Below are 25,041 nucleotides of genomic sequence, written 5' to 3' on the forward strand. Positions count from 1 at the left end.
CAACGATGAAGGTTCTCAACGCTTCGTCCTGGGGTCTTTTGAAGTTACTGCTGTTGCAGGCAGTGTTTGTCCTGTCTTGGAGTTCCGGCTTTATTGGCGCCAAGCTGGGTGCGCAGAGTGCGGGAGCCTTCAATCTGTTGTTCTGGCGATTTCTGCTGGTGTCGGTGTGCCTGGGGCTGTTTTTGAACGTCAGGTTGCTGAGGATTTCCTGGGCGCACATTCGTCATCACGCAGTGATCGGGTTTCTGTCGCAGTTCCTGTACTTGAGTTGTGTTTACGTGGCGATCCAGAACGGTTTACCGCCGGGGATTGCCGCGATCATTGCAGCATTACAACCATTGATGACCGCTGCATTGTCAACGGGCAGTGTGGTCGAGCGCAGTGGTGGCTGGCAGTGGTTGGGGTTGATGATCGGTTTTGCCGGGGTGTCGATTGTTATCGCGGGGCAGTACAGCAGCAGCGGGGCAGATGTGGGCCTGGTCATGTATTTATTGCCTATGGTGTCGGCGTTGGGCCTGACCTTGGCCACCCTGTATGAGCGCCGGTCAGTTCAGGCGCAGCACAATGGCTTGACCCTGGCGCTGTTCATCCAATCGCTATTGACCTTGATCGGCTTTACCGTGGCCGTGCTATATACCGATACACTGAGCATTCCCCACGAACCCGAAGTGCTGGTCTCGATTGTCTGGCTGACGGTGTTTTCCACCTTCATCGCCTACTTGAGTTTGTGGATGCTGCTGCGGGTGATGACGGCTACCGATGTGGCGTCGCTGGTCTACCTGGAACCTCCGGTGACCCTGGTATGGGCAGCACTCATGTTTGGCGATGTGATTTCTGCGTCGACCTACGTGGGCATTGCAGTAGTGGTCGCCGGGTTGATCCTGGTGCGTCTGAAACGACCGACAGTTGTGTGTGCCCTGAAATAGCCCCCCAGTGGCGGGCACACTGGCACGCGGCTTGGCCAGGCAATCAGTGTATTGGGCCTTTGGAACGGCCCTCAACGTGCTGTAGCAATGACCGACCGGCGCGTAGCGCCTGGACGGCCATTGGTGTATCAGACCCGACGCATCACTGCTTTTAGAGGGGCACCCAATGTGGCGGTAGAGCGTAGAGTCACTGAACCACGCGATAACACGGCACATACGCCGCGCCACCCGGCAGCTTCATCCGGTGCTGTTCCACAAACGCCTTCAACAACTCATCCAATGGTTTCATGATCGCCGGATCACCGTGAATCTCATACGGGCCATACTGCTCGATCAGCCGGATACCCTTGTCCTTGACGTTGCCCGCGACAATCCCTGAGAACGCCTGGCGCAGGTTGGCCGCCAGTTCATGGGGCGCCAGGTTGTGGTTTAGTTGCAGGCTGGCCATGTTTTCATGGGTTGGGTCGAATGGGCGCTGGAAACCTTCGTCGATTTTCAGCAGCCAGTTGAAGTGGAACGCATCGTTGCGTTCGCGGCGGAACTGCTTGACCGCCTTCAGGGCGCTGGTCATTTGTCGCGCCACTTCGGCTGGGTCGTCGATGATGATCTGGTAGTGGGCCTGGGCCGCTTCGCCCAGGGTGGCGCCGACAAAGGCGTGCAATTGGTGCAGGTACGGCGCGGCCTGTTTTGGCCCGGTGAGGATCACCGGGAACGGCACGTCGTGGTTATCCGGATGCATCAGGATGCCCAGCAGGTACAGGAATTCTTCGGCTGTACCGGCACCGCCCGGGAAGATGATGATGCCGTGGCCGACCCGTACAAAGGCCTCCAGGCGTTTTTCGATGTCCGGCAGGATCACCAGTTCATTGACGATCGGGTTTGGCGCTTCGGCAGCGATGATGCCCGGCTCGGTCAGGCCCAGGTAGCGACCGCCAGTGATGCGTTGCTTGGCGTGGGAAATGGTTGCACCCTTCATCGGGCCTTTCATTACGCCGGGGCCGCAGCCGGTACACACGTCGAGGCTGCGCAGGCCCAGTTCATGGCCGACTTTCTTGGTGTATTTGTATTCTTCGGTGTTGATCGAGTGTCCGCCCCAGCACACCACGATCTTTGGCTCGACACCGGGGCGCAGGGTGCGGGCGTTGCGCAGCAAGTGGAACACGTAGTCGGTGATGCCCTGGGAATTGCTCAGGTCGATGCGCTGGCTGTCCAGTTCGTTTTCGGTGTAGACGATATCGCGCAGGGCGCTGAACAGCATTTCCCGGGTGCTGGCGATCATCTCGCCATCGACGAAGGCGTCGGCCGGGGCATTCAGCAGTTCCAGGCGTACGCCGCGATCCTGCTGGTGGATGCGCACTTCGAAGTCTTTATAGGCGTCGAGGATGGTCTTGGCATTGTCGATATGGGCGCCGGTGTTAAGAATGGCCAACGCGCACTGGCGGAACAAGGTGTAGGTACTGCCGGAGCCTGCTTCACTCAGTTGCTGGACTTCACGTTGGGACAACGTTTCGAGGCTGCCTTTGGGGCTGACGGAGGCGTTGATGACTTGTCGTTGAGGCATTCTGATTCCCTGAAAGCACAACCACCGGGCTGCGTGCGGCCAGTGGCTTGATGATGAGGAGCGCCGAATACGGTCGCACAGGACAGGCATTTTCTCCGGCCGGCAGGCCGGACGCAAACACCGTCGGGCCTCATCATGCCGCAGAACTTGCCGAATCCGCGCCCGTGCCGGAAAAATATATAGCCTTTGTCCCGTGTGGATTGGATTTTGAGAACAGAAGATTTGCAGCTATCGTGACGCTTCGGTTTTTCGGACGTCATAGACCGGTACGATTGAAGCTGAATGGCCACCATTGGCCTTCGGCCCCTTGGAAGAGGCAGAAATTTTTATGATCATCAAACCGAAGGTTCGTGGCTTTATCTGCGTGACCGCCCACCCAGTTGGCTGTGAAGCGAACGTCAAGGAGCAGATCGGCTACGTGACCGAGCACGGCGCCATCGAAGGCTGCCCGAAGAAGGTCCTGGTCCTTGGTGCTTCCACCGGCTACGGCCTGGCCGCGCGCATCAGTGCCGCGTTTGGCTGCGGCGCCGACACCCTGGGTGTGTTTTTTGAGAAAGAAGGCGAAGAAGGCAAACTCAGCTCTGCCGGCTGGTACAACAGCGCCGCCTTCCACAAATTTGCCGCAGAAAAAGGCCTGTACGCCAAGAGCATCAATGGCGATGCGTTCTCCGATGAGATCAAGCGCCTGACCATCGAAACCATCAAGAAAGACCTGGGCAAGATCGACCTGGTGGTCTACAGCCTGGCAGCGCCGCGCCGTACCGACCCCCAAGGCGTGGTGCACAACTCCACCCTCAAGCCGATCGGCAAAGCCGTGACCCTGCGCGGGATCAACACCGACAAGGGCATCGTGGTCGACACTACCCTGGAACCTGCGACCCAGGAAGAGATCGACGGCACGGTCAAGGTAATGGGCGGTGAAGACTGGCAGCTGTGGATCGACGCGCTGCGTGACGCCGACGTGCTGGCCGAAGGCGCCAAGACCACCGCGTTCACTTACCTGGGCGAAAAATTGACCCAGGACATCTACTGGAACGGTTCCATCGGCGAGGCCAAGAAGGACCTGGACACGAAAGTCCTGACCCTGCGCGACAACCTGGCTGCGCTGAAAGGCGACGCCCGTGTATCGGTGCTCAAGGCCGTGGTCACCCAGGCCAGCTCGGCGATCCCGATCATGCCGCTGTACCTGTCCCTGCTGTTCAAGGTAATGAAAGAGCAGGGCAGCCACGAAGGTTGCATCGAGCAGGTCTACGGCCTGTTCAAGGACAGCCTGTATGGCAAAGAGCCCAAGCTCGACGCCGACGGCCGCCTGCGTGCCGACCTCAAGGAGCTTGAGCCGAAGGTTCAGGACGCGGTCGCGGCGCTGTGGAATCAGGTTTGCGACGACAACGTCAACGAGATCAGCGATTTTGCCGGTTACAAGGCGGAGTTCCTGCGCCTGTTCGGTTTCGAGATCGACGGCGTGGACTACGACGCTGACGTTAATCCGACCGTGAAGATCAAGGGCCTGGTTAAGGCCTAAGCGCTTCGGTTAAAGAAAAACGGCCTTTCGGGGCCGTTTTTTATTGCCGGTGAAAACCCGTTCTCAGAACGGCCCTACGCGTCGTCGCGCGCCTGCAATCGGCCTGGATATGCCAAACTCCGCCTCCTGTCACATTCAAACTAACGGAGGATCTTCATGACGATTCGTGCAGTAGTTTTTGATTTCGGCGGTGTCCTGTTTGATTGGAGCCCGCACCATCTCTACCGCCAATTGATTGCGGATGACCGTGAGCGTCAATGGTTCCTGGACACTATCTGCACCCAGGCCTGGAACACCGAGCAGGATGCCGGGCGCACCCTGGCCGAAGCGACCCGTACGCTGATTGCCGAACACCCGCAACATGAACCCTTGATCCAGGCATATTACGATCGTTGGCACGAAATGCTGCGCGGTCCGCTACCCGAGGGCGTGGCGATACTGGAAGCCTTGCATGAGGCAAAAATGCCGCTGTTTGGCTTGACCAATTGGTCCGCCGAGACCTTCCCCTATGCCCGCAAGCATTATCCCTTCCTGCAGTATCTGCGCGACATCGTGGTCTCCGGCGAAGTGAAGCTGATCAAGCCTGATGCCGCCATCTACCACGTCAGCCTTGGTCAGGTCCGCGCCCATTTGCCGGATATCCAACCCGCTGATGTGGTGTTTATCGATGACGTGGCTGGCAATGTCGAGGCCGCCATGGCCCTGGGGTGGCAGGGGATTCACCACGTGTCCGCCGAGCGCACCCGTGAACGGCTGCGGGAACTGGGTGTGAGCTTCTAGCGCGCCCAATGTTCCAGTACAAAGTCGACGAAAGCTCGCAGCTTGGGTAGGCGATAGCGGTCTTGGGCATACAACAGGTGCATGGACCGGTAAGGCGGTTGATAGCCTGGCAGCAATGCAACCAGTTTGCCGGCGCGCAGGTCGGGACCCACCAGGGCATCGGGCAGCATGACGATGCCCATGCCTTCTACGGCCGCACGGTGCAAGGCTTGGGAGCTATTGATGGTCATGGGGCCAGACACCGCGATTTCGACTTCTCCCTCGGGCCCTCGCAAACGCCATTGCTTACCGGCGTTGCGCCAGTCGTCGGTTGAGGGATAAGCGAACGCCAGGCAATCGTGCTGTTGCAGGTCGGCGGGAGCGTGCGGTGTGCCCCGGCGGGTCAGGTAATCCGGGGAAGCGCACAAGGTCATCGTGTAGTTTTGCAAAGGCCGGGCGATCAGGCTGGAAGGGTGTAGCTCGCCGAGCCGGATGGCCACATCGAACCCACTGTCGATCAGGTCAACCGACTGATTACTCAGCATCACATCCAACTGAATCTGCGGGTGGCGCCGGGAAAACTCGCTCAGCGCCGGAGCCAGGCGCTCGGCGCCGAACGCTGGCGGAGCGGTGATCCGCAACAGGCCCTTTGGGGCTTCGCTGTGGACTTGCTCGGCCAATTGTTCGGAACCGGCCACCAGCCCCAGCACTTCCAGGCAGCGCTGGTAATAAAGGCTGCCGAACTCGGTCAGGCTCTGTTTGCGGGTGGTGCGTTTGAGCAGGCTGACCCCCAGTCGCTGTTCAAGGGCGCGCAAGTGATTACCGACCATGGTGGTAGACATCCCGCAGGACTGCGCCGCCGCCGTCATGCTGCCAGCGTCCACCACCTTTACATACACGGTCATCGCCTGGAACAGGTCCATTATCAAGCCTTGATTTAAAGTTATTGCAGTTTTGAGCAGTTTATCCAGCTTGGGTGGCTAACGATACTGTTGCTATCACTACGATGCCCTGGAGCCTGACACCATGACCGCCGCCTGCCTGATGAGCACTTATCAACCTTTGGCCTTGAGTTTTACCCGCGGCTTGGGCACACGCTTGTGGGACCGGCAGGGCCGTGAGTACCTGGACGCCGTGGCCGGTGTGGCGGTGACCAACGTGGGTCACTCCCATCCGCGCCTGGTGACGGCGATCAGCGAGCAGGCAGGATTGCTGCTGCACACATCCAACCTGTACAGCATTGACTGGCAACAGCGGCTGGCCCAGCGCTTGACCCAACTATCAGGGCTGGACCAGGTGTTTTTCAATAACTCTGGCGCCGAGGCCAATGAGACAGCGCTGAAACTGGCGCGGTTGCACGGCTGGAAAAAGGGCATTGGGGAGCCACTGGTCGTGGTCATGGAAAACGCCTTTCATGGCCGCACCCTGGGCACGATGTCCGCCAGCGATGGGCCATCGGTTCGCCTGGGTTTCCAACGCTTGCCGGGAGACTTCATCAAGGTCGGTTTCGGTGACCTGAAGGCGTTGGACGCAGTGACCCGGGAGTTTGGCGCGCGTATTGTCGCGGTGCTGCTGGAACCGATCCAGGGCGAAAGCGGCGTGCAGCCTGCACCGCCTGGCTACCTGAAAGCTTTGCGCGATCACTGCACACGGAACGGCTGGCTGTTGATGCTGGATGAGATCCAGACCGGGATTGGCCGTACCGGTCGCTGGTTTGCCTTCCAGCATGAAGGGATCGTGCCGGATGTCATGACCCTGGCCAAAGGCCTGGGCAACGGTATCCCGATTGGCGCATGCCTGGCGCGGGCCGCCGTGGCCAAGCTGTTCACGCCGGGCAGCCATGGCAGCACCTTTGGTGGCAACCCGCTGGCCTGCCGTGTGGGGTGTACGGTGCTGGATATTATTGAGGAGCAAGGGTTGCTGGAGAATGCGACGCAACAGGGTGAGCGGCTGTTGGCGCGTTTGCGGGTGGAGTTGAACGAGCATCCGCAGGTGCTGGCGATACGGGGACAGGGCCTGATGATCGGGATCGAGTTGGCCGTGCCTCAACGGAACCTGGTACAGCGTGCGGCGCAGGAGCATGGTCTGCTGATCAACGTTACGCGGGGCAAGATCATTCGCTTGTTGCCACCGTTGACGATTGATAGCAAGGAGGTGGAGATGATCGTGCGAGCCATTGCCCACTTGCTGTAGCCGCTGCCGAGGCACGAGGCTGCGATAAGGGCCGCAGGACCTTCGGCCATTTCAAAACCCAGACGACTGCTACGCAGCCGATCGCAGGCTGCGCCAGCGGCTACAGGCGATCGGTGATCGGCTTTTGTAGCCGCTGCCGAGGCACGAGGCTGCGATAAGGGCCGCAGGACCTTCGGCCATTTCAAACCCCAGACGACTGCTGCGCAGCCGATCGCAGGCTGCGCCAGCGGCTACACTCCATTCAGCCATTCCTGATTCATCGTTTCGGTGTCCCCCAGGTAATCCAGCAACCAGGTCATGGCCGGAGACAGTTTGTTCTGCGACCAGGCCACGCAGGATGGGCTGGCGGGGAAGGGCCGGGACAATTGCAGGGCAACCAGCTCACCGCACTCGATCCACGGCAACACCTGGTGCGCCGGCGCCATGCCGACGCACAGGCCGTCCCGCAGGCAATCGATGGCGGATGCCCAATGAGGCACGACCAGGCGCCGCTGGTTATCCAGGGTCCAGGTGTCGCGCTTGGGCAGGTTGCGGGAGGTGTCAGTCATGCACAGGGACGCGAAGGGCCGCAGTTGATCGTCACTGAGCAAGCCTTCCTGCGCGGCCAGTGGGTGGCGGGCGCTGACCACGCACAGCCAATTCAACAGCCCCATGTCGCGGAAGGTGAAGCGGCTGGCTACCGGTACTGCGCTGGTGGCGCCGATCACGATATCGGTGCGTTCGTCCGCCAGGGCGTCCCATACACCGTTGTACACCTCGTACTCCAGCAGCAATTCCACTTCAGGGAACTGACGGTAGAAATCCAGCACCAATTGCCGGCAGCGTTGCGGTTTGACGATGGAGTCCACTGCCACCTTCAACTGACCGCTCCAGCCATTGGCCACCTGTTGGCACAGGCGACGAGTGCCGAGCATTGTTTTCATCACCCCGCGAGCTTCTTCGATAAACAACTTGCCGGCTGGCGTCAGTTCCACGTCACGATGACGACGGACAAACAACGGCACTGCCAACCACTCCTCGATTTGTCGAACCGTGTAGCTGATGGCCGAAGGCACGCGGTGCAGCTCTTGGGCGGCAGCGCTGAAGCTGCCGTGGCGAGCTACCGCGTCGACTACATCCAAGGAGTATTCAGACCACATGTCGGCTGCCTTCAAAAAATTTGATGAGAGTCTCCAATTATTATCACTTCACAGGAGAATTGTCAGCTTCATACTAGGTGTCAGTCAGCAAATAGTTTGATGGCAGATTCAGTAAGGCTTCAATGAAAAATTCTTTTGGTTTCACCTGGTACCTGGCTGGGCTGAGCATGCTCGGTTATCTGGCCATGGATATGTACTTACCGGCGTTTGGCGCCATGGGCCAGCAATTGCAGATTTCGGCCGGTGCCGTGGGCGCCAGCTTGAGTATTTTCCTCGCCGGCTTTGCCGTCGGGCAGTTGTTGTGGGGGCCGTTGTCCGATCGGCTGGGACGCAAGCCGATCCTGCTCACCGGTTTGAGCCTTTTTGTGCTGGGTTGCCTGGGGATGTTCTGGGTCGAGACGGCGCCCCAATTGTTGGCGTTGCGGTTTATCCAGGCGATTGGCGTGTGCTCTGCTGCCGTCAGTTGGCAAGCTCTGGTGATCGATCGGTATCCGGCGAACAAGGCCCATCGGGTATTTGCCAGCATCATGCCGTTGATGTCCCTGTCTCCGGCCCTGGCGCCATTGCTGGGGGCTTTGGTGTTGAATCACTGGAGCTGGCAAGCGATCTTCGGTGTGTTGTTGGGGGTTTCGCTGTTGCTGTTGCTACCGACCTTTTTCCTCAAGCCCGCACCTAAACGTTTGGTCACTGATGCTGAACCTTCCCGGCTCGGTTACGGGCAGTTGCTCAAGTCGCGGGTATTCACCGGTAACGTAATGATCTTTGCCGCGTGTTCGGCCAGTTTCTTCGCTTGGCTGACTGCTTCGCCCTTTATCCTCGGCGATATGGGCTACAGCCCTAATGACATTGGCCTGAGCTATGTACTGCCGACGCTGGCCTTCCTGATAGGCGGCTACAGTTGCCGCAGTGCCTTGCAGCGTTTGCAGGGCAAGACCCTGTTGCCGTGGTTGCTGGTGGCGTATTGCATCAGCATGGTGGCGTTGTACCTTGTGGCCACCTTGACCGTGCCGACCCTCACCACCTTGCTGATTCCGTTCTGCCTGATGGCGTTGGTCAATGGCGCCAGCTACCCGATCGTGGTGGCGAATGCGCTGATGCCCTTTGCGGAAAACTCCGGCAAGGCTGCAGCACTGCAAAACACCTTGCAACTGGGGTTGTGCTTTCTCAGCAGCCTGCTGGTGTCGTCGATGATCGATCAGCCGCTGCTGATCACCGTGATCGTGATGCTCGCGACCGCGCCGTTGGCGGTGTTGGGTTACTGGTTGGCACGGACGAAGGCTGATGATTCCACTGCCGGCTTGGTCCGTACCCCTTAAAGCGTCACGTCCATATTCACCGTCGGTGCCCATGTTCCTTGGCTCATGGCGGCCAGATCGTTGTTTTTGTAACGCCGACGGAGGGGTCTTGTTCGATTGATTGTATACAACTCTATGGACATATAGTCTTGGTATTGCATACAGTGAGCGCACAACAAAAACAGAGACCCCCTCACCATGACTATCCCGAAGGCGTCACCGCAACGGCCAGAAGACGAGAATCTCGGCATTGCCGCCAATATGGCTTATGGCCTGCAGCATGTGCTCACCATGTACGGCGGCATCGTTGCCGTACCGCTGATTATTGGCCAGGCGGCCGGGTTGTCGCCGGCGGACATTGGTCTGTTGATCGCCGCGTCGCTGTTTGCCGGTGGCTTGGCAACTTTGTTGCAAACCCTTGGCCTGCCGTTCTTCGGTTGCCAATTACCGCTGGTGCAAGGGGTGTCCTTCTCCGGTGTGGCAACCATGGTGGCGATTGTCGGCAGTGACGGAGCGGGAGGGGTGCCGGCGATTCTCGGGGCGGTGATGGCCGCGTCCTTGATCGGCTTGCTGATCACCCCGGTGTTCTCGCGGATCACCAAGTTCTTTCCGCCGCTGGTGACCGGTATTGTCATCACCACCATTGGCTTGACCCTGATGCCCGTCGCCGCCCGTTGGGCCATGGGCGGTAATAGCCACGCCGAGGATTTTGGCAGCATGCCCAATATCGGCCTGGCGGCACTGACCCTGGTGCTGGTGTTACTGCTGAGCAAGATTGGCAGCGCGACCATTTCGCGGCTGTCGATTCTGTTGGCAATGGTGGTCGGCACCGTGATTGCGGTGTTCCTCGGCATGGCCGACTTTTCCAGCGTGACCCAGGGGCCGATGTTTGGTTTCCCCACGCCGTTCCATTTCGGCATGCCGACCTTCCACCTGGCGGCGATTATTTCCATGTGCATCGTGATCATGGTGACGCTGGTGGAAACGTCGGCAGACATCCTGGCGGTGGGCGAGATTATCGACACCAAGGTGGACTCCAAGCGTTTGGGTAACGGCTTGCGTGCCGATATGCTGTCGAGCATGTTTGCCCCGATCTTCGGCTCGTTCACTCAAAGCGCTTTCGCCCAAAACGTGGGCCTGGTGGCGGTGACCGGGGTCAAGAGCCGTTTTGTGGTGGCCACCGGCGGGGTGTTCCTGGTGGTGCTCGGTTTGCTGCCGTTCATGGGGCGGGTGATTGCGGCGGTGCCCACATCGGTGTTGGGCGGTGCCGGAATTGTGCTGTTCGGCACGGTGGCGGCCAGTGGTATTCGCACCCTGTCCAAGGTTGATTATCGCAACAACATGAACCTGGTCATCGTCGCCACCTCCATCGGCTTCGGCATGATTCCCATCGCCGCGCCAAGCTTCTATGACCAATTCCCCGGCTGGTTCGCCACGATCTTCCATTCGGGGATCAGTTCGTCAGCGATCATGGCGATTTTGCTGAACCTGGCATTCAACCACTTCACTACCGGTAACTCAGACCAGCAGTCGGTATTCGTCGCGGGCACCGAACGCAGGCTGTGTTTCCAGGATGTGGCGGCGCTGCGGGATGGGGATTATTTCAGCGGCGGCAAGTTGTTTGATGCCGAAGGCCAGGAAATTCCTGTGTTGGCGCAGGTGCCAAAAGTGACGGTGCCGGAGCGGGCGCAAACCAGCGAAGTGTAATGACGCATCACGAAAAAGATCGCCGCCTTCGGCAGCTCCTGAAAGAGGCTGCGAGAGGCGGCGTTCTTTTAATTCGTTTTGCAGGTCTCATCCAGAAATTTCACGACCGTGCCCATGCACGCCTGGCGCTCCTCGATGTGAGGCATGTGGGTGGAGTCTTCAAACAACGCCCAGCGAACATCGGGAATCTCTTCCAGGAACGGCTTGACCACTTGAGCGGTCGCCGGGTCATGGCGCCCGGAAATGACCAGGGTGGGCACCTCGATTTTCGACAGGCGGCCTGTGATGTTCCACTCTTTCAAACGGATGCTTTGTTCTTGCATGAGCAGGGTTTGCTGCACACCTTGCGGCAACAGCGTACGCAGGTGCTGGTTTTCGCTGATCCAGGTTCGCATGCAGCTTGGGGAGTTGGCGACGATCAGTGTGCGCAGCCCCCGGGGATGCAGAAGGGCGTGTTCGCAGCCGAGCACGCTACCCCGGGATTGCCCGAGAAGGGCGTAGTTGTTGCTGATTTGCAGGTGATCCAGCAGGTTGTCCAGCTCTTCCAGAAACAGGTTGAGGCTCCAGAATGAGGGGGCCTTGTCGGGCAGGAGCGTTGAGCGACCATTGTCCAGTTGGTCGTAGTGAATGACGGCATGGCCACTGGCAGCCACATCCTTGAACGCGTCGAGGTATTCATGGGTACCGCCCGGGCCGCCATGGAGGATCACCAGTGGTGTCAGGCCGCTATCAAGGTTACCGGTCACCCGATACCAGGTCCGGTAGGCGCCAAAGACAGCAAAGCCTTCGCGGGTTGTTTCGATGAACTCCATTTCGTGCCCTGCCATGGAAAAATGATCAGGTACACAATAGTCGGCACGACAAAATTGCGTAACTAGCAAAACAGCTAGGTTTTCCATCTACTCAAAAACCCAGGGGCAAGTTTGCCGGCACAGATAAAGTCCGGGGCGAATCATGAAAAACTATTCAATGCTTGACTTATCCTTTTCAATCAGTAACATACGGCGCATTCCGCGATAGCTCAGTTGGTAGAGCAAATGACTGTTAATCATTGGGTCCCTGGTTCGAGTCCAGGTCGTGGAGCCAGATATTGAGAAAGCCTGCAGAGATGCGGGCTTTTTTTTGCTCGAGATTTTGTCAGGGAGCTGTGCAAGCAAGCTCCAACTGCAGAACAATCCCCCCGAAGCATCGATTCGGGGCTCGCCTGCCTGGCAATGCTGGGCAGATTCAGGACTCCATTGTGTGACCCGCCCCCAACCTTTGGTTTAGTCTGGATCAATACGTTGATCTCTAGCACCTCAGGAGTACTGAACATGACCGATTCATCTCCCTACCTTCCGCCCAAGGTCTGGACCTGGGACACCGAGAACGGTGGCACCTTCGCCAGCATCAATCGGCCCATCGCCGGTGCGACCCACGATCAGGAGCTGCCGGTGGGGCGCCATCCGCTCCAGCTGTATTCCCTGGCGACGCCGAATGGGCAGAAGGTCACCATTTTGCTGGAAGAGTTGCTGGCCCTCGGTCATCAGGGCGCCGAATACGATGCGTGGTTGATCCAGATTGGCGAGGGCGAGCAATTTGGTAGCGGCTTCGTGTCGGTGAACCCGAACTCGAAGATTCCTGCATTGATGGATCGCAGTGGCACGACACCCATTCGGGTCTTTGAGTCGGGGGCGATTTTGCAGTACCTGGCGGAGAAGTTTGGAGCGTTCCTGCCAACTGAGCCTGCTGCCCGCGCCGAATGCCTGTCGTGGCTGTTCTGGCAGATGGGCAGCGCGCCGTACCTGGGAGGCGGGTTTGGTCATTTCTATGCCTACGCACCGACGAAGATTCAATACGCAATCGACCGGTTTGCGATGGAAGCCAAGCGCCAACTCGATGTGCTGGACAAGCAACTGGCGGTGAGCGAATACATTGCCGGCGATGAGTACACCATTGCTGATATCGCGATCTGGCCCTGGTACGGCGGTCTGGTAAAGGGCCGGCTTTATGATGCCGCCCAGTTTCTCTCGGTACAGGACTACCCGAATGTCCTGCGCTGGGCCGACGCCATTGATGCGCGCCCGGCGGTCATGCGTGGGCGCAGGGTCAACCGTGTTTCGGGGGAGCCGGCCGAGCAATTGCGCGAACGCCACGATGCAGCGGATTTCGACGACCGAGCTTAGTTCGCCAGCCAATTCGACACGCCAAGCTATCACCGAACACAAGCGCGCCGCCGTGCGCGGCGGAGCCTTCCTCGTTGAGGGTTTCGACGCGGGCTTGCAGGCGCTCGGCTTGGGTCTGGGCGTTGCTTTTATCTTTCGGAAATTTTGTCGGCCATATTGGGAATTTTCTGACTCGCTTGATGGCATGGGGTGCCGTAGGTTTGTCAGTTTTACCCTGGAGCAACGCACTTATGGATCAGGTTTCACCCAAAATGGTATCCCGGCGACGCGGTCGTTTGGAGTTGCTGCAAATTAAGGTCGGCATTGCCGCGAGTCTGTTATCTATCGTAACCCTGGCGTGCGTGGCCGGGTGGACGATCTGGGTGACGCACTACGTCAAGCGCGAGTCGGAAATGACCACCTTAATGCTCAAGGAAATGACACAGAAGACGGATCTGAGCCCTCATGTGGGCACGGTATTGGCGACCAAACTGACAACCGCCGAGGGCGGCGGTAGTTTGGTGGAGGTTGGGGTTACGCTGTCCAATCAGGGCAATGATATTGCCAGGATGAACCTGGGTCAGCGGGTGTTATCGATTGTCAAAGTGCAGCGCTTTGACTCGGGGCTGCCGGTTTATGGCCCTGCTTGGGATGTGGCGGCGGCTCGCTACGACGGTATGTCGTCTGCGTTGTTGGTGTTCCCTTATCTCGATATCGGGCCGTCTGAATCCTATGAGCTTAAGTACATGGTCAGGCTTGATGAACCAGGTTTGTATTTGGTGCGGTTTTTATCCCGGATGAAGAGTGATCATATTGACCGTCACAAGTTGAGGATGAATACGCCAGCCCTGATCGAGTATTCGACGGGCGCAGATGCATTTATTACCGTGCCGTAGTTCCTGGCGGGGACGTTTATCGCGATACCAGATCTTCTGGACCATTGCGCAGTCGATCTTTTCGGGAATAGCGATTGCCAGTGACGTCGCCGCCATCAATTCCTTTGGCCTGCGTTGTTTGGTGGCGATGCGTGTTCGACGCCATCAGTGGCCGCGACTCACGGCGGTAGTGGCTGCGGATATATCCCAGCTCAGCATAACGTGGGATATCGCTGCGTCGATGACCTCATGGCCCACGCCATCCCTGGCAAGGATGGAAATGCCCTGGAGGAAGCTGTCGAACACAGTGGCCAGGGCATGGGCATTGGTGGGTAACTGCCCGGCGGCCATGCCGCGTTGTACGCAGGCCGCGATCCCGGCGCGGGTACGCAACCGGGACTGGGTAAGCGCCGTAGTCACCCGCGCATTCTCCGGGGAGGGCGCGCTCATGACGCCCAGGGCTACCATGCAGCCTTTGGGATGGCCTCTTTCACACTGCATGCTGGCCGATTGGCGCAGGGCGGTTTCGATGGACAGGCGGGGTGGCAGGTTTTCATCCCACAGGCATTCGGTGACCTGGGCAAACGTTGCCAGGTAACGCTGCACGCATTCCTGGAACAAGGCGTCCTTGGAGCCGAAGGCGGCGTAAAAACTCGGGGCGGAGATCCCGCCTCCCAGGCCAGCTTTTAATTGGCTCAAGGACGTGGCGTCGTAGCCGTGCTCCCAGAACAGGTGCAAGGCCTGTTCGATGGCTTGATCGCGGTCGAAGCTGCGGGGGCGTCCCATCTGCGCCATGATGAAATCCTCTGAGTGATGACTTAAATACTAGTCGATACATAAGTCGTTGACAACGAGAGTCTGTCTCCGTCAACATTTGTATCGATCGGTATTTATATGGCTCATCGAGCCAACCTCAACCCAGGAGTCTTCCCTGTGACCCCCTCTATTTCTCTATCAGTCGACGCTGTGCCTGAACGCTTGCCCATTGGCGCCTTGCTGGCCCTGGCCATGACCGGCTTCATCTGCATCGTTACCGAAACGTTGCCGGCAGGCTTGCTGCCCCAGATCAGCGATGGCCTGGCGATCTCCCAATCGTTGGCTGGCCAGATGGTCACGGCTTACGCCTTGGGTTCGGTGCTGGCGGTGATCCCCTTGACTATCGCCACCCGCGGTTGGCGCCGGCGCAATGTGCTGTTACTGACCATCGTTGGATTTCTGTTGTTCAATTCGATCACCGCGCTGTCGCCCCATTACGGACTGACGCTGGTGGCGCGCTTCTTTGCCGGGATGGCGGCGGGACTGGCGTGGAGCCTGCTGGCCGGTTACGCCCGGCGCATGGTGGCACCGGAGCAACAGGGCAGGGCGCTGGCACTGGCCATGGTCGGCACGCCGATTGCGCTGTCACTCGGTGTGCCGCTTGGCACTTGGCTGGGCAGTGTGGTGGGTTGGCGCACCGCGTTCGCCATCATGTCGGCCATGACCCTGGTGTTGATTGTCTGGGTGCTGATAAAGGTTCCGGATTACCCCGGACAGGCCGCCCACCAGCGGCTGCCGCTGCGCAAGGTACTGACGACACCTGGCGTACGGCCGGTATTGGCGGTGGTGATTGCCTGGATGCTGGCCCACAACATTCTCTATACCTACATCGCGCCGTTCGTAACGCCCGCCGGGCTGTTGGAGCGGGTGGACCTGGTGCTGCTGGTCTTTGGCGTGGCGGCGTTGGCGGGCATCTGGATCACCGCCAGGTTGGTCGAACCGTTGCTGCGCAGGACGGTACTAATCAGTCTGGCGACCTTTGCCGCGACGTGCCTGGCATTTGGCTTCTCGGCACAAGTGCCGGTGGTGATCTACGTCGGCGTGGCAATCTGGGGCCTGAGTTTTGGCGGGGCCGCCACTTTGTTGCAAACCGCCCTGGCGGATGCGGCGGGTGATGGGGCGGATGTGGCGTTGTCGTTGAATGTGGTGGCCTGGAACAGTGCCATTGCTGGCAGTGGTGTGGTCGGCGCAATCTTGCTGGATACCTGGGGCGTGGCCTCGTTCCCGTGGGCGATGCTGGTATTACTGGCCGTAGGGTTTGCCATCGCGTGGACGGCCCGTCCCCATGGCTTCAAGCCTGGGCGTCGGGCAGCCGGCAAGGCTACTGTCGCGGCACACTGAGCCTTTTTGTGTGCATGCCCCAGTGCTATCGCAGGCTTGCTGGGGCTCGACACACTGGATTCACTTTACCCCGTCTTCCTCACCAAGCATGATGCGCCGCTCGCACTCATGCCATAGGTGCCGGACATCCGTGGTGAAAAGGAACTGCAGTTGAACGAACAGACATTGTCCATGCGCCTGGAGCGCGTGGCCGCGCATGTGCCAGCCGGTGCGCGCCTGGCGGATATCGGCTCTGATCACGGTTACTTGCCAGTGGCGTTGATGCGCCGTGGCGTCATTGCGGCGGCGGTGGCCGGTGAGGTGGCCTTGACGCCGTTTCACGCGGCCGAACGCACCGTGTGCGAGAGTGGTCAGGACCTGCGCATCAGCGTACGCCTGGCCAATGGCCTGGCGGCGATCGAGCCGGGAGACGGGATTACTGCGATCAGTATTTGCGGCATGGGCGGCGAGACCATTCGCGACATCCTCGACAGCGGCAAGGCGCGCCTGACCGGCCAGGAACGCCTGATCCTGCAGCCCAATGGCGGCGAGCAGCCATTGCGCCAATGGCTGATGGAAAATGGCTACCGCATCCTCTTCGAGGAACTGCTGCGGGAAAACCGCTTCGACTACGAAATTATCGTCGCCGAACGCACCGGGCCGGTGGTCTATACCGTCGAACAACTGTACTTCGGCCCGCTGCAGATGCAGGCCCGCAGCCCGGCGTTCCTGGCCAAGTGGCAACGCCTGCTGCGCCATAAGCAGCGAACCCTGACCCACTTCGCCCGAGCGCGACAAGCGTTGCCTGAGGAAAAGGTGCAAGACATCGCCCGACAGGTTCGATGGATCAGCGAGTTGCTGGCTTGAGCTCGGTCGGCCTCACTTACTCTTTTTCAACGCCTTCAACCGCAAAGACGCTCTCTGCACGGCGGCCATCTTCTCGGGGCGCTTCATCCGTTTCCACTGACGAATATCCTCCTTGCTCCGCCCACAGCTGACACACAGATCGCCACTCAACTGACAGATTGAGACACACGGATTCTCGATATCCTTAGCCAAGATTTACTCCCTTCCCCGCATACAGCTTGGCCAAGCGCAGACGCCAATCTGCGCCATGCTGGATACGGCACTCCTCCTCGGAGTCGAACCGCACGCAGTGCTCCAACGAGGGCAGATCCACACCGGCATCCCTCAGCGCGGCGCCCGTCAGTTCACGCATTCGCAGGTCTTCTCCCTGTGCAAGGGCTTGCTCCTTGTTCGTGCGGGTATCAAACACCCAGATCACTCGCAGGCTCTGGGGAAAGGCGGCGTAGTCGACTGCGTGAGTCAGCCAGTCAAACCCGCTGATGTGCGCTTTGGCTATTTCACAGGCTTCGGTCAGGGTCGCAACCAGGCGACGTTCGATACGTGCGCTGTCGCGTTTGGTCGAGGGCATTGCGGGCTCCGGCGGTTACAGTTTTATCGTCATCATGGAAGGGTTTTACCCCGGCGCGCAGGAAAGCGGCTGACAGGTTTTCGTCATGAACGCGTGCGAGTTTTGCCCAGCCGCGAAGATGACGCAACTGAATGTGCCTGCGCGCTAACGCTTCGTTTGATAACGGAAGGTGGATTTCAAGGAGAATAGATGTCGATGTTTTGTCCGGTTATGGAGAAATCCAAAAGGGGTATGAAGGGAGTGACCTCCGGCTCGACGTACCTGGGTATCGACGCCTACGCCTGTTGCATTGGCTGGCGGGGCAGGGTGCAGACGTCGTTGATCATCTTCCTCTGCGTGGGTTCGCTTTGGCTTCCGGTACTGGTGTTGCAGAAGCGTTTGCAGCAGATGGCTTCGAGTGCGGTTGAGGCCGGCAAGGCGCTCGATGATGAATACCATGGCGTCTACAGGAAATGGTTCTGGCTGGGGATTTTCGGGTTTTTGGGGATGTTTGTGATCGTGATGATCATGGTGACGAAGATGACGCCGAGGCAGTTGACTGGGCTGTGGATATAGGAGGGGCGGGTTAGCCCGGATCATACCCGCGCTTGGCATGACTCAATACCGCGTCCAGCGCAGCCCGCAGGCCTGTCGATGCACTGGTCAACGGAGCAGGGCCAGCCGTCACCAACGAAGCCGCGCCACTCATGGAGGCTTGTCCCAACGCCACAATAGACGCGCCTGCTACATAGGCACGCTCAGCGGCCTGCGCGATGGTCGCCAGATAGCCGTCCATGTTGCCCGCCTTGAACATCGCCCATGCGTCCGGAACCATCAGCACCTCCACCGATGCCCCTGCGTGCTGTGCCGCCTGGAAAAACAGGCGAGAGGTGGGCTCGAGTGTGGTTTGGACCGCGCACAACACCACGACCTTTCCACCTGCTTGAACGGCCGCCAATGCCAGAGCCTCATCCGCGCGCAAAATTGGCACCCGGGTGTGTGTGCCGGCACGTTCAACCGCTGGGCCCAAGGTCGAACAGGTGAGCACCACCGCGTCACCGTGTTGAGCCAGTGCAACAAGCACCCGTCGCGTTTCCTCGGCGATACCAGCAGTCAGCGTGCCGGCGTGTTCGGTTGCTGCGAGCAGGTCGGGCCGAACTACGTGGTGCAACACCTGCGGCCCGATCCCCAGCGCTGCTGCGGCAGCGTCAAACACGGCAATGTTGCTCTCGGCAGTATGAAGGCAGGTAATCCGCATCGCTCAAGTTCTCGAAGTTTTTCAACACCCGTCGACTTTAACGCGAGAGCATTGGCGCTACGTCTTTTTCCTTCGTGCCCACATCATGCAGGGAAATCCTCGACGTCTCCGGCAACGCCAACCCGCCCGCCAACGCCAGTAACGCCACCGCGATCAGGTAAAACGCCGGCGACAGGTTGCTGCCAGTGGTGCTGATCAACCACGTCGCTACCAGCGGCGCGGTGCCGCCGAAGATCGTGTAGGCCATGTTGTAAGTGATCGCCGACGCGGTGTACCGCGTACGGGTCGGAAAGGTCTCCGACAGCAAGGCCGCTGTGACCACCCCACACAACACCGCGCCAACCGCCAGCAACATCACCCCGACGATAGACGCCGTGAACGAACCGGAACTCGCCATCAGGAACGACGGATACACCACCACAATCAACAACGCACACGCCGTCATCACCGTGACCCGACGCCCCACCCGGTCCGAATACAGCCCCGCCAGAGGACAAATCGCCGCCGCGAAAATCAACGCAATCAGCGACACCAGCAACGCCATAGCGCGACTCAGCCCACCCGCGACTTGCAGATACGTCGCAAAGTAAGTGGTGAACATGTAAAACGACAGCGCCGTGAGTGACACAAAAGCGCCCAGGCAGCAGATCGCCGCACCATGGTTGCGCAAGGTTTCCTTGAGTGGCGAATGAGCGACGGCATGTTCCTGCTTCACCGCCTGGAACGCCGGCGTCTCATCCAGCTTCCAGCGCAAGTAAAGCCCCACCAGGCCCAGCGGCGCAGCAATCAGAAACGGCAGGCGCCACCCCCAACTGCCCATCGCCTCGGCGGATAACGACGCTTCAAGAGCGTAAGCCACCACGGCTGCGGCGGCGAAGGCGGAAAACGTCGACACCGGAACGAAGCTGCCATACCAGGCGCGTTTGTCACTCGGTGCGTGCTCCATCAGATAAGCACAGGCGCCGGCGTATTCACCCCCGGCGGAGAAACCCTGGGCGCAGCGGATCAGCGACAGAAGAATCGGTGCCGCGACACCAATGGCGGCGTAGGTGGGGAGCAGGCCGATCAGGGTTGTAGCGCCGGCCATCAGCAAAATTGTCATCGCCAGGGTGCGTTTGCGGCCGATTCGGTCGCCGAGCATGCCGAAGAAAATCCCGCCCAGGGGGCGAAAAGCGAAGGCTACGGCAAATACCGCGAAGGTTTTGAGCAGCGCGACACTGGCGTCGCCGCTGGGGAAGAATTGCTGGGCGATGGTGGTGGCGAGGAAGCCGTAGACGGCGAAGTCGAACCACTCCACGAAATTGCCGATGCCGGCGGCGATGATCACTTTTCGCAGGGTTTTGGGGCTTACCTGTTCGGTGGATGGGCTCGTCATGGTGGGCCTCGGCGTTTTTATCAGTAATCATTCGATTATCGGAGGAGTGACCAAGGCGGCAGGGTTCAAAAGTGTCGTTCGCGTAGTCAGTAGCGACTTGGTGGGGTTGATGTAGGCAGGATTTGGGCCAGGTTGGCGAAGATAGTTGTTGGATGGGGAGTTCTGGATGATTGGGTCAGGTCACAACAAAAGAGCCACTCGGCTATTCGAACCAACGAAAATTCTGGGCTGCCCTCGATTCTCCTAAGAAAATGGCCTTAAGATAGTCGAAGGCTGGAATGGAACATCTCGACTAAAGGACGCGACATTTATGGAAGTCAGCTTTTCTCAAATCAGCGAGCGTTTGAACAACCGTCGATTCACCGTAGCGGACAACACCCAAGGGCTATCCGGTGCAGGCACAGTGTTTCATTACCATGTCGAGGAAAATGCCATTTCGGGTACTTACCAAGGCGGCCGAATTCGTATGGGTAACGGGCGCGTGACTGGTCCCACTACCATTGAGCTTCTTTATCAGTGTTTAACGACGGAGGGTGAGATTCTCGCCGGCTGGTCTCGTGGCACGGTAGGTGTTGACCCGGCAGGGCGGACCACGCTGACTTTTGTATGGGGTTGGTTGTCGGGCGCGACTGGAGGTGGGGAGTCTAGCTACGTTGAGCTTGTTGCGTAGCGGTTAAGTAAAAAAGCAAAAAGGGGACTGGATAAAAGTGGGATAAAAGGGACTCAGATTTATTTATGATTTGGGCGCCAAAAGCGCTGTAAAAATAAACCCCCCGTTGTTCTGCTTTGTTCTATGGTCGAAGCGGCTGTTCGTGAAAGACAGCTTTCGGCCGATTCTGTTGAAAAAGTCGACCATGGTTTGCGCAGCACAAAAGTATGCGCCTGAGATTGAAATCTTTACTTTCGGCAGAGGCTTCCGGACTCGGATTTCACGTAGCAGTGTGCAAAAAAGACGTTTTAACCAGTCAATGACCAGGCTGTTTGGGCGAACCGACTTTTTCAACAGAATCGGCCAATAGCGGACGGCGCATGACAAGGCGTTTCTACAATAAATGCTCGCGGAGAAAATCGATGAAAGCCATCGTCCGCGCTGAACGTCGCCGCTCACGACTGAGCACGGCGCTGACAGGTAGCGCGCTGCTCTGATAATTGTCGAGTACGGTATGAACCTTGCCCTGCTCGACGTCAGCTGTGAACAACCATTCTGGTGAAAGGGAAATACCCAAGCCGCAGAGAACCATTTCGCGGATGGCCTCGCTGCTGTTACTGGTGACGTTGCCCTTGATAGCTACATCGAGCTCTTGCGCGATGTGCGTGAAGTGCCAACTGTCGTAATGCTCCAGCAAAGTGAAACCGATGCAGTTGTGGCCTGTCAGCTCGTTGGGCTCACGTGGCACGCCGTGTCGATCCAGGTAGCCGGGCGCGGCATAGACCCGCCGCGGGCTGGTACCCAGTGGCACTGCCACCAATCCCTCGCTCTTCACCACGCCAATGCGGATAGCCAGGTCGATATTTTCCTTGAGCAGGTCTTCATTGTGGTCACTCAGCCGTAGGTCAATCCGGACATCGGGATGGCGTTGCAGGAAAGTCCCTATGAGCGGCGCGATGCATAACCTTCCATAACTGACCGGGGCGGCGACTCGCAGAGGGCCGGCGATCTGCTCCTGACCGCTGGTGAAGCTGCGCGTGGCGGTTTCGAGGTGGCCGAGAATTTCCTGGCAGTGGCTGTAGAACCGTTGCCCCTGGTCGGTCAGGGCCAAGTACCGGGTGCTGCGGGCGAACAGTGGCCCGCCCAGGTACTGCTCCAGAGCGCGCACCTGCTTGCTTACTGCCGGCTGGCCCATGTTCAGTTCGCGAGCCACCGCGGAAAACGACCCGCGCTCCACGACGCGTACAAAGGTGTGCATGCTGTCGAACAAGTCCATCGGCGTTTAGGTCTCTTTGTGGAATAAGTCATATGCAAATTTAGCTTCTTATTGGAATGATGAAAGCGCGACAATCTGTAGGTGTCAACTCAATCAGAGGTACCCATCATGAATCACACCATGCTCGCCGCTGTCGCCGAATCCGCTCATGCCACTCTGACTGTCCGCCAAATCGATCGCCCTGTCCCCGGTCAGGGCCAGGTACTGGTCAGGGTTAACGCCGCCGGAGTCAATCCACTCGATACCAAAATCGCTGCCGGCGCGGGGGCTCACGCCCGCCAAGCCCTGCCGGCAGTGCTTGGCCTTGACCTCGCCGGTACGGTCGTCGAACTGGGCGAAGCGGTCGAGGGTTTCACCGTAGGCCAGGAAGTCTTCGGCATGCCCGGTGGCATCGGTGGTGCCCAAGGTACTATGGCCGAGTACATTGCCGTGGATGCCCGGCTGATCGCTGCCAAGCCACACACCCTCGACATGCGTGAGGCGGCTGCATTGCCTTTGGTGTTCATTACCGCATGGGAAGGTCTGGTCGATCGCGCCAATGTCCGCTCCGGTCAGCGTGTACTGATTCATGGCGGCGCAGGTGGGGTCGGCCAAGTGGCTGTGCAACTGGCTAAGGCTAGCGGTGCCGATGTCTACGCCACCGGTTCGGCGGGTAGTCTCGACTTCATTCGCTCGCTGGGGGCTACGGCGATCGACTATCAGGCACAGAGCGTCGAGGACTATGTCGAGCACTACACGGCTGGTGAAGGATTCGACATTGTCTACGACACTGTCGGCGGCAGCACACTGGATGCTTCATTCAAAGCGGTGAAAGCTTATACCGGGCACGTGCTGAGCTGCCTGGGTTGGGGCCAGCATAGCCTGGCGCCGTTGTCGTTCAAAAGTGCAACCTACTCGGGCGTCTTCACCCTGGCGCCGCTGCTCACCGGCAAAGGGCGCGAACACCACGGCGCTATCCTGCGCGAGGCCGCCGTGCTGGCCAATGCTGGTCAACTGACGATCCGCGTGGATCAACAGCACTTTGCGCTGCCAGACGTCAACGAGGCATTTCGCCAAGTCGCCGAAGGCCGCGGCAAGGGCAAGACGGTAATCCAGTTGGTGAGTGAATAGCCCCTTGTGATCCCTGGTTCAATCAGCGCAAACGGCCAAGAGCGTCCGCTTCTGGCCCCGAGTGTGTAAAAACGTCAGATTGGGTTTTCTATTTCGACGCTAGGAGACCGTGCTCACGTTTCGCAAACTGATCAAGGTCACGATGTTTTCAGGAACAGTTAAAACGGCTCAGTAGCCTCTTAAAGTCCTTTGGACGGGGTAAAAAAGACTGGCTTTTACGCCGTTAACGCTTTCATCAAGCCAGTGGTGCCGATGATTTTCATGACCCGTTTCAGGTTGTAGGCGAGCACATTCAGGCTCATCTCGGCGCTTACCCCGTTAAGCTTTCGGGTCAGGAAGTGTGTCGCGCCCATCCATTGCTTGAGCGTCCCGAAGGGATGCTCAACCGTCCGTTTTCGGATCCGCATCATTTCCGGCGCGTTGCTCAGCCTGTTCTGCATTTCCTCCAGTACGGCTTCATGCTCCCAGCGTCGAACCCGCCGTTCCGTGCTCGGTGTGCACTGCGGTTTCATTGCGCAGCCCCCGGCATTTCGAACTCCAGTAACGGTGCAACGTCAGGCCTTTTTCAACGTTGGTATAGCGCCAGATCAGCGTCTCTCCAGCCGGACAAATGTATTCGTTCTTTGCCGCGTCATAGATGAAGGCATCGTTATTGAAACGCCCGCCCGCTTTGGCTCCAGATGTCATCGGCTTGGGCACATAGGCGGTGATGTCTGCATCGTGACAAGCCAAGATCTCTTCGCTTTTGAAGTAGCCTCGGTCAGCCACTATCGACAGCATTTCTGACGCCATCGCCTCGCGGGCCTGCTTGGCCATCGAGCTGAGTTGATCGCGGTCGGAACCGACGTTGGTAACCTCATGTGCAACGATCAAATGGTGCTGGGTATCGACCGCTGTCTGCACGTTGTAACCGACGATTCCCGTGCCGCGAGTCATCATGGAGCGAGCGTCTGGATCGGTCAGTGAGACCTGTTTATCCGGCGATTCGTTGAGCTGAATTTCAATGACCTGTAACTCTTTCATCTGAGCTTTGAGCTTGTCGATTTTCTCTTGCAGACGAGTAGCCTTGGGCTGAGCGATGGTGGGTTCTTGCTGATCGGCTTCGTCGAGCGCAGTCAGATACCGATTGATACTCGATTCAATTTCTTCCATTCGCCGCTTCAGCTTGGCGCTGGTGAAATTGCGGTCGCGGTTGTTGACGGCCTTGAATTTACTGCCGTCGATGGCAACCAGATTTTCTCCGAATAATCCCAACGGCAGGCACAGCACCACGAACTGGCGGCAGACGCCTCGGATGGCCTTGCTGTTGTCTTTTCGGAAGTTGGCGATGGTCTTGAAATCGGGCATCAAACGCCCGGTCAGCCACATCAGCTCGACGTTGCGTTGGGCTTCTCGTTCCAGGCGCCGACTCGACTGAATGCGGTTCAGATAGCCGTAGATGTAGATCTTCAGCAGGACAGCGGGATGGTAAGCCGGCCTGCCAGTATCTGCTGGTATGGCGCCTTCAAAACCCAGTTTGACCAGGTCAAGTTCGTCGACAAAAACGTCGACTACGCGCACCGGATTGGTATCCGTGACGTAATCGTCGAGGCTCTCTGGAAGGAAGGTGCTTTGGCCTCGATGTTCACCTTGGATAAAGCGCTTCATGGGCGATCCTTGCGATGAAATCCTCAGAAATCATAGCAAGGGTTCACGAAAGCGT

Annotated in this window: 22 protein-coding genes, 1 tRNA gene and 2 pseudogenes; 14 read left to right on the forward strand and 11 right to left on the reverse strand. The window is 58.7% G+C overall.

The features are described 5' to 3' along the window. Positions 1–5: 5 nt before the first annotated feature. Positions 6–926 (forward strand): DMT family transporter, encoded by a 921-nt coding sequence (locus tag GIR22_RS10410; RefSeq protein ID WP_154743370.1) that lies wholly within the window; start codon positions 6–8, stop codon positions 924–926. Positions 927–1,113: 187 nt separating this feature from the next. On the opposite strand, the gene ppnN is transcribed toward GIR22_RS10410, so the two are convergent. Beyond that, the gene (ppnN, locus tag GIR22_RS10415; protein WP_154743259.1) at positions 1,114–2,487 is read right to left on the reverse strand and encodes a nucleotide 5'-monophosphate nucleosidase PpnN; all 1,374 of its coding nucleotides are present in this window, start codon (positions 2,485–2,487) and stop codon (positions 1,114–1,116) included. Between the two features lie 328 nt (positions 2,488–2,815). Between ppnN and fabV the strand changes: the two genes are divergently transcribed. Both fabV and GIR22_RS10425 read left to right on the forward strand, forming a co-directional pair. Then, positions 2,816–4,009, forward strand: a complete 1,194-nt coding sequence (fabV, locus tag GIR22_RS10420) for an enoyl-ACP reductase FabV (RefSeq protein WP_154743260.1) — start codon at positions 2,816–2,818, stop codon at positions 4,007–4,009. A 156-nt stretch (positions 4,010–4,165) separates the two neighbouring features. Then, positions 4,166–4,789 (forward strand): HAD family hydrolase, encoded by a 624-nt coding sequence (locus GIR22_RS10425; protein ID WP_154743261.1) that lies wholly within the window; start codon positions 4,166–4,168, stop codon positions 4,787–4,789. Here the strand turns inward: GIR22_RS10425 and GIR22_RS10430 are convergent. Further along, entirely contained in the window at positions 4,786–5,691 is a 906-nt protein-coding gene (locus GIR22_RS10430) for a LysR family transcriptional regulator (protein WP_154743262.1), read from the reverse strand. The two genes, GIR22_RS10425 and GIR22_RS10430, sit on opposite strands and share 4 nt — an antisense overlap. Before the next feature lie 103 nt (positions 5,692–5,794). Here GIR22_RS10430 and GIR22_RS10435 point away from each other — a divergent pair, with 103 nt between their 5' ends. Next, a complete protein-coding gene (locus GIR22_RS10435) occupies positions 5,795–6,961 on the forward strand; it encodes an aspartate aminotransferase family protein (RefSeq protein WP_154743263.1) in 1,167 nt (388 codons plus the stop codon). A gap of 230 nt (positions 6,962–7,191) precedes the next feature. Here GIR22_RS10435 and punR read toward each other — a convergent pair whose 3' ends face one another. Beyond that, a complete protein-coding gene (gene punR, locus GIR22_RS10440; RefSeq protein WP_154743264.1) occupies positions 7,192–8,100 on the reverse strand; it encodes a DNA-binding transcriptional activator PunR in 909 nt (302 codons plus the stop codon). Positions 8,101–8,222: 122 nt separating this feature from the next. On the opposite strand from punR, the gene punC reads away from it, so the two are divergent. Both punC and GIR22_RS10450 read left to right on the forward strand, forming a co-directional pair. Then, on the forward strand, positions 8,223–9,416 hold the full coding sequence (gene punC / locus GIR22_RS10445; protein ID WP_154743265.1) for a purine nucleoside transporter PunC: 1,194 nt from the start codon (positions 8,223–8,225) through the stop codon (positions 9,414–9,416). Between the two features lie 177 nt (positions 9,417–9,593). Continuing rightward, on the forward strand, positions 9,594–11,102 hold the full coding sequence (locus GIR22_RS10450; RefSeq protein ID WP_154743266.1) for a nucleobase:cation symporter-2 family protein: 1,509 nt from the start codon (positions 9,594–9,596) through the stop codon (positions 11,100–11,102). 68 nt (positions 11,103–11,170) lie between these two features. On the opposite strand, the gene GIR22_RS10455 is transcribed toward GIR22_RS10450, so the two are convergent. Next, a complete protein-coding gene (locus GIR22_RS10455) occupies positions 11,171–11,914 on the reverse strand; it encodes an alpha/beta fold hydrolase (RefSeq protein WP_154743267.1) in 744 nt (247 codons plus the stop codon). A 198-nt stretch (positions 11,915–12,112) separates the two neighbouring features. Here GIR22_RS10455 and GIR22_RS10460 point away from each other — a divergent pair. The 3 genes from GIR22_RS10460 to GIR22_RS10470 all read left to right on the forward strand — a co-directional run bounded on the left by GIR22_RS10460 (position 12,113) and on the right by GIR22_RS10470 (position 14,142). Beyond that, positions 12,113–12,188, forward strand: a tRNA-Asn gene (locus tag GIR22_RS10460). A 227-nt stretch (positions 12,189–12,415) separates the two neighbouring features. Continuing rightward, positions 12,416–13,267, forward strand: coding sequence for a glutathione-dependent disulfide-bond oxidoreductase (gene yghU / locus GIR22_RS10465; RefSeq protein ID WP_154743268.1), 852 nt, complete (start codon positions 12,416–12,418; stop codon positions 13,265–13,267). A 230-nt stretch (positions 13,268–13,497) separates the two neighbouring features. After that, entirely contained in the window at positions 13,498–14,142 is a 645-nt protein-coding gene (locus GIR22_RS10470; RefSeq protein WP_154743269.1) for a hypothetical protein, read from the forward strand. Positions 14,143–14,286: 144 nt separating this feature from the next. Here GIR22_RS10470 and GIR22_RS10475 read toward each other — a convergent pair whose 3' ends face one another. Continuing rightward, a complete protein-coding gene (locus GIR22_RS10475) occupies positions 14,287–14,916 on the reverse strand; it encodes a TetR/AcrR family transcriptional regulator (protein WP_154743270.1) in 630 nt (209 codons plus the stop codon). Between the two features lie 138 nt (positions 14,917–15,054). On the opposite strand from GIR22_RS10475, the gene GIR22_RS10480 reads away from it, so the two are divergent. Together GIR22_RS10480 and GIR22_RS10485 are read left to right on the forward strand one after the other, a co-directional pair. Beyond that, a complete protein-coding gene (locus GIR22_RS10480; RefSeq protein ID WP_178122193.1) occupies positions 15,055–16,278 on the forward strand; it encodes an MFS transporter in 1,224 nt (407 codons plus the stop codon). 150 nt (positions 16,279–16,428) lie between these two features. Next, positions 16,429–17,124, forward strand: coding sequence for a tRNA (adenine(22)-N(1))-methyltransferase (locus GIR22_RS10485; protein ID WP_281349848.1), 696 nt, complete (start codon positions 16,429–16,431; stop codon positions 17,122–17,124). Positions 17,125–17,136: 12 nt separating this feature from the next. Here the strand turns inward: GIR22_RS10485 and GIR22_RS10490 are convergent, their stop codons facing one another. Further along, positions 17,137–17,316, reverse strand: a complete 180-nt coding sequence (locus GIR22_RS10490; RefSeq protein WP_154743272.1) for a DUF1289 domain-containing protein — start codon at positions 17,314–17,316, stop codon at positions 17,137–17,139. Then, positions 17,309–17,692 (reverse strand): hypothetical protein, encoded by a 384-nt coding sequence (locus tag GIR22_RS10495; RefSeq protein ID WP_154743273.1) that lies wholly within the window; start codon positions 17,690–17,692, stop codon positions 17,309–17,311. Before GIR22_RS10495 ends, GIR22_RS10490 begins: the two co-directional genes overlap by 8 nt. 306 nt (positions 17,693–17,998) lie before the next feature. Between GIR22_RS10495 and GIR22_RS10500 the strand changes: the two are divergent. Next, positions 17,999–18,247 (forward strand): annotated as a pseudogene (locus tag GIR22_RS10500) (DUF2269 family protein); the annotation flags it as partial. Between the two features lie 10 nt (positions 18,248–18,257). Here GIR22_RS10500 and GIR22_RS10505 read toward each other — a convergent pair. Then, on the reverse strand, positions 18,258–18,929 hold the full coding sequence (locus tag GIR22_RS10505) for an aspartate/glutamate racemase family protein (RefSeq protein ID WP_154743274.1): 672 nt from the start codon (positions 18,927–18,929) through the stop codon (positions 18,258–18,260). Positions 18,930–18,966: 37 nt separating this feature from the next. After that, positions 18,967–20,304: an MFS transporter gene (locus GIR22_RS10510; RefSeq protein ID WP_154743275.1), complete on the reverse strand. Its 1,338-nt coding sequence runs from the start codon at positions 20,302–20,304 to the stop codon at positions 18,967–18,969. Positions 20,305–20,614: 310 nt separating this feature from the next. Between GIR22_RS10510 and GIR22_RS10515 the strand changes: the two genes are divergently transcribed. Further along, a complete protein-coding gene (locus tag GIR22_RS10515) occupies positions 20,615–20,974 on the forward strand; it encodes an avidin-fold protein (protein WP_154743276.1) in 360 nt (119 codons plus the stop codon). A gap of 373 nt (positions 20,975–21,347) precedes the next feature. Here the strand turns inward: GIR22_RS10515 and GIR22_RS10520 are convergent, their stop codons facing one another. Beyond that, the gene (locus GIR22_RS10520) at positions 21,348–22,229 is read right to left on the reverse strand and encodes a LysR family transcriptional regulator (protein ID WP_154743277.1); all 882 of its coding nucleotides are present in this window, start codon (positions 22,227–22,229) and stop codon (positions 21,348–21,350) included. Positions 22,230–22,337: 108 nt separating this feature from the next. Between GIR22_RS10520 and GIR22_RS10525 the strand changes: the two genes are divergently transcribed. Then, positions 22,338–23,339: a zinc-dependent alcohol dehydrogenase family protein gene (locus GIR22_RS10525; RefSeq protein WP_154743278.1), complete on the forward strand. Its 1,002-nt coding sequence runs from the start codon at positions 22,338–22,340 to the stop codon at positions 23,337–23,339. A 215-nt stretch (positions 23,340–23,554) separates the two neighbouring features. Here GIR22_RS10525 and GIR22_RS10530 read toward each other — a convergent pair. Continuing rightward, positions 23,555–24,986: pseudogene (locus GIR22_RS10530) on the reverse strand (IS1182 family transposase). Positions 24,987–25,041: the final 55 nt, after the last annotated feature.

It is taken from the genome of Pseudomonas karstica, assembly GCF_009707515.1.
Classification (GTDB): domain Bacteria; phylum Pseudomonadota; class Gammaproteobacteria; order Pseudomonadales; family Pseudomonadaceae; genus Aquipseudomonas; species Aquipseudomonas karstica.

Bases quoted from the DNA above. Each gene is read 5' to 3' on its own strand.
- GIR22_RS10455 (WP_154743267.1), bottom strand. From the start codon at position 11,914: ATGGAGTTCATCGAAACAACCCGCGAAGGCTTTGCTGTCTTTGGCGCC.
- GIR22_RS10430 (WP_154743262.1), bottom strand. From the start codon at position 5,691: ATGGACCTGTTCCAGGCGATGACCGTGTATGTAAAGGTGGTGGACGCT.
- GIR22_RS10410 (WP_154743370.1), top strand. From the start codon at position 6: ATGAAGGTTCTCAACGCTTCGTCCTGGGGTCTTTTGAAGTTACTGCTG.
- punC (WP_154743265.1), top strand. From the start codon at position 8,223: ATGAAAAATTCTTTTGGTTTCACCTGGTACCTGGCTGGGCTGAGCATG.
- punR (WP_154743264.1), bottom strand. From the start codon at position 8,100: ATGTGGTCTGAATACTCCTTGGATGTAGTCGACGCGGTAGCTCGCCAC.
- GIR22_RS10505 (WP_154743274.1), bottom strand. From the start codon at position 18,929: ATGCGGATTACCTGCCTTCATACTGCCGAGAGCAACATTGCCGTGTTT.
- yghU (WP_154743268.1), top strand. From the start codon at position 12,416: ATGACCGATTCATCTCCCTACCTTCCGCCCAAGGTCTGGACCTGGGAC.
- GIR22_RS10510 (WP_154743275.1), bottom strand. From the start codon at position 20,304: ATGACGAGCCCATCCACCGAACAGGTAAGCCCCAAAACCCTGCGAAAA.
- GIR22_RS10525 (WP_154743278.1), top strand. From the start codon at position 22,338: ATGAATCACACCATGCTCGCCGCTGTCGCCGAATCCGCTCATGCCACT.
- GIR22_RS10450 (WP_154743266.1), top strand. From the start codon at position 9,594: ATGACTATCCCGAAGGCGTCACCGCAACGGCCAGAAGACGAGAATCTC.
- GIR22_RS10425 (WP_154743261.1), top strand. From the start codon at position 4,166: ATGACGATTCGTGCAGTAGTTTTTGATTTCGGCGGTGTCCTGTTTGAT.
- ppnN (WP_154743259.1), bottom strand. From the start codon at position 2,487: ATGCCTCAACGACAAGTCATCAACGCCTCCGTCAGCCCCAAAGGCAGC.
- GIR22_RS10475 (WP_154743270.1), bottom strand. From the start codon at position 14,916: ATGGCGCAGATGGGACGCCCCCGCAGCTTCGACCGCGATCAAGCCATC.
- GIR22_RS10495 (WP_154743273.1), bottom strand. From the start codon at position 17,692: ATGCCCTCGACCAAACGCGACAGCGCACGTATCGAACGTCGCCTGGTT.
- GIR22_RS10515 (WP_154743276.1), top strand. From the start codon at position 20,615: ATGGAAGTCAGCTTTTCTCAAATCAGCGAGCGTTTGAACAACCGTCGA.
- fabV (WP_154743260.1), top strand. From the start codon at position 2,816: ATGATCATCAAACCGAAGGTTCGTGGCTTTATCTGCGTGACCGCCCAC.
- GIR22_RS10435 (WP_154743263.1), top strand. From the start codon at position 5,795: ATGACCGCCGCCTGCCTGATGAGCACTTATCAACCTTTGGCCTTGAGT.
- GIR22_RS10470 (WP_154743269.1), top strand. From the start codon at position 13,498: ATGGATCAGGTTTCACCCAAAATGGTATCCCGGCGACGCGGTCGTTTG.
- GIR22_RS10520 (WP_154743277.1), bottom strand. From the start codon at position 22,229: ATGGACTTGTTCGACAGCATGCACACCTTTGTACGCGTCGTGGAGCGC.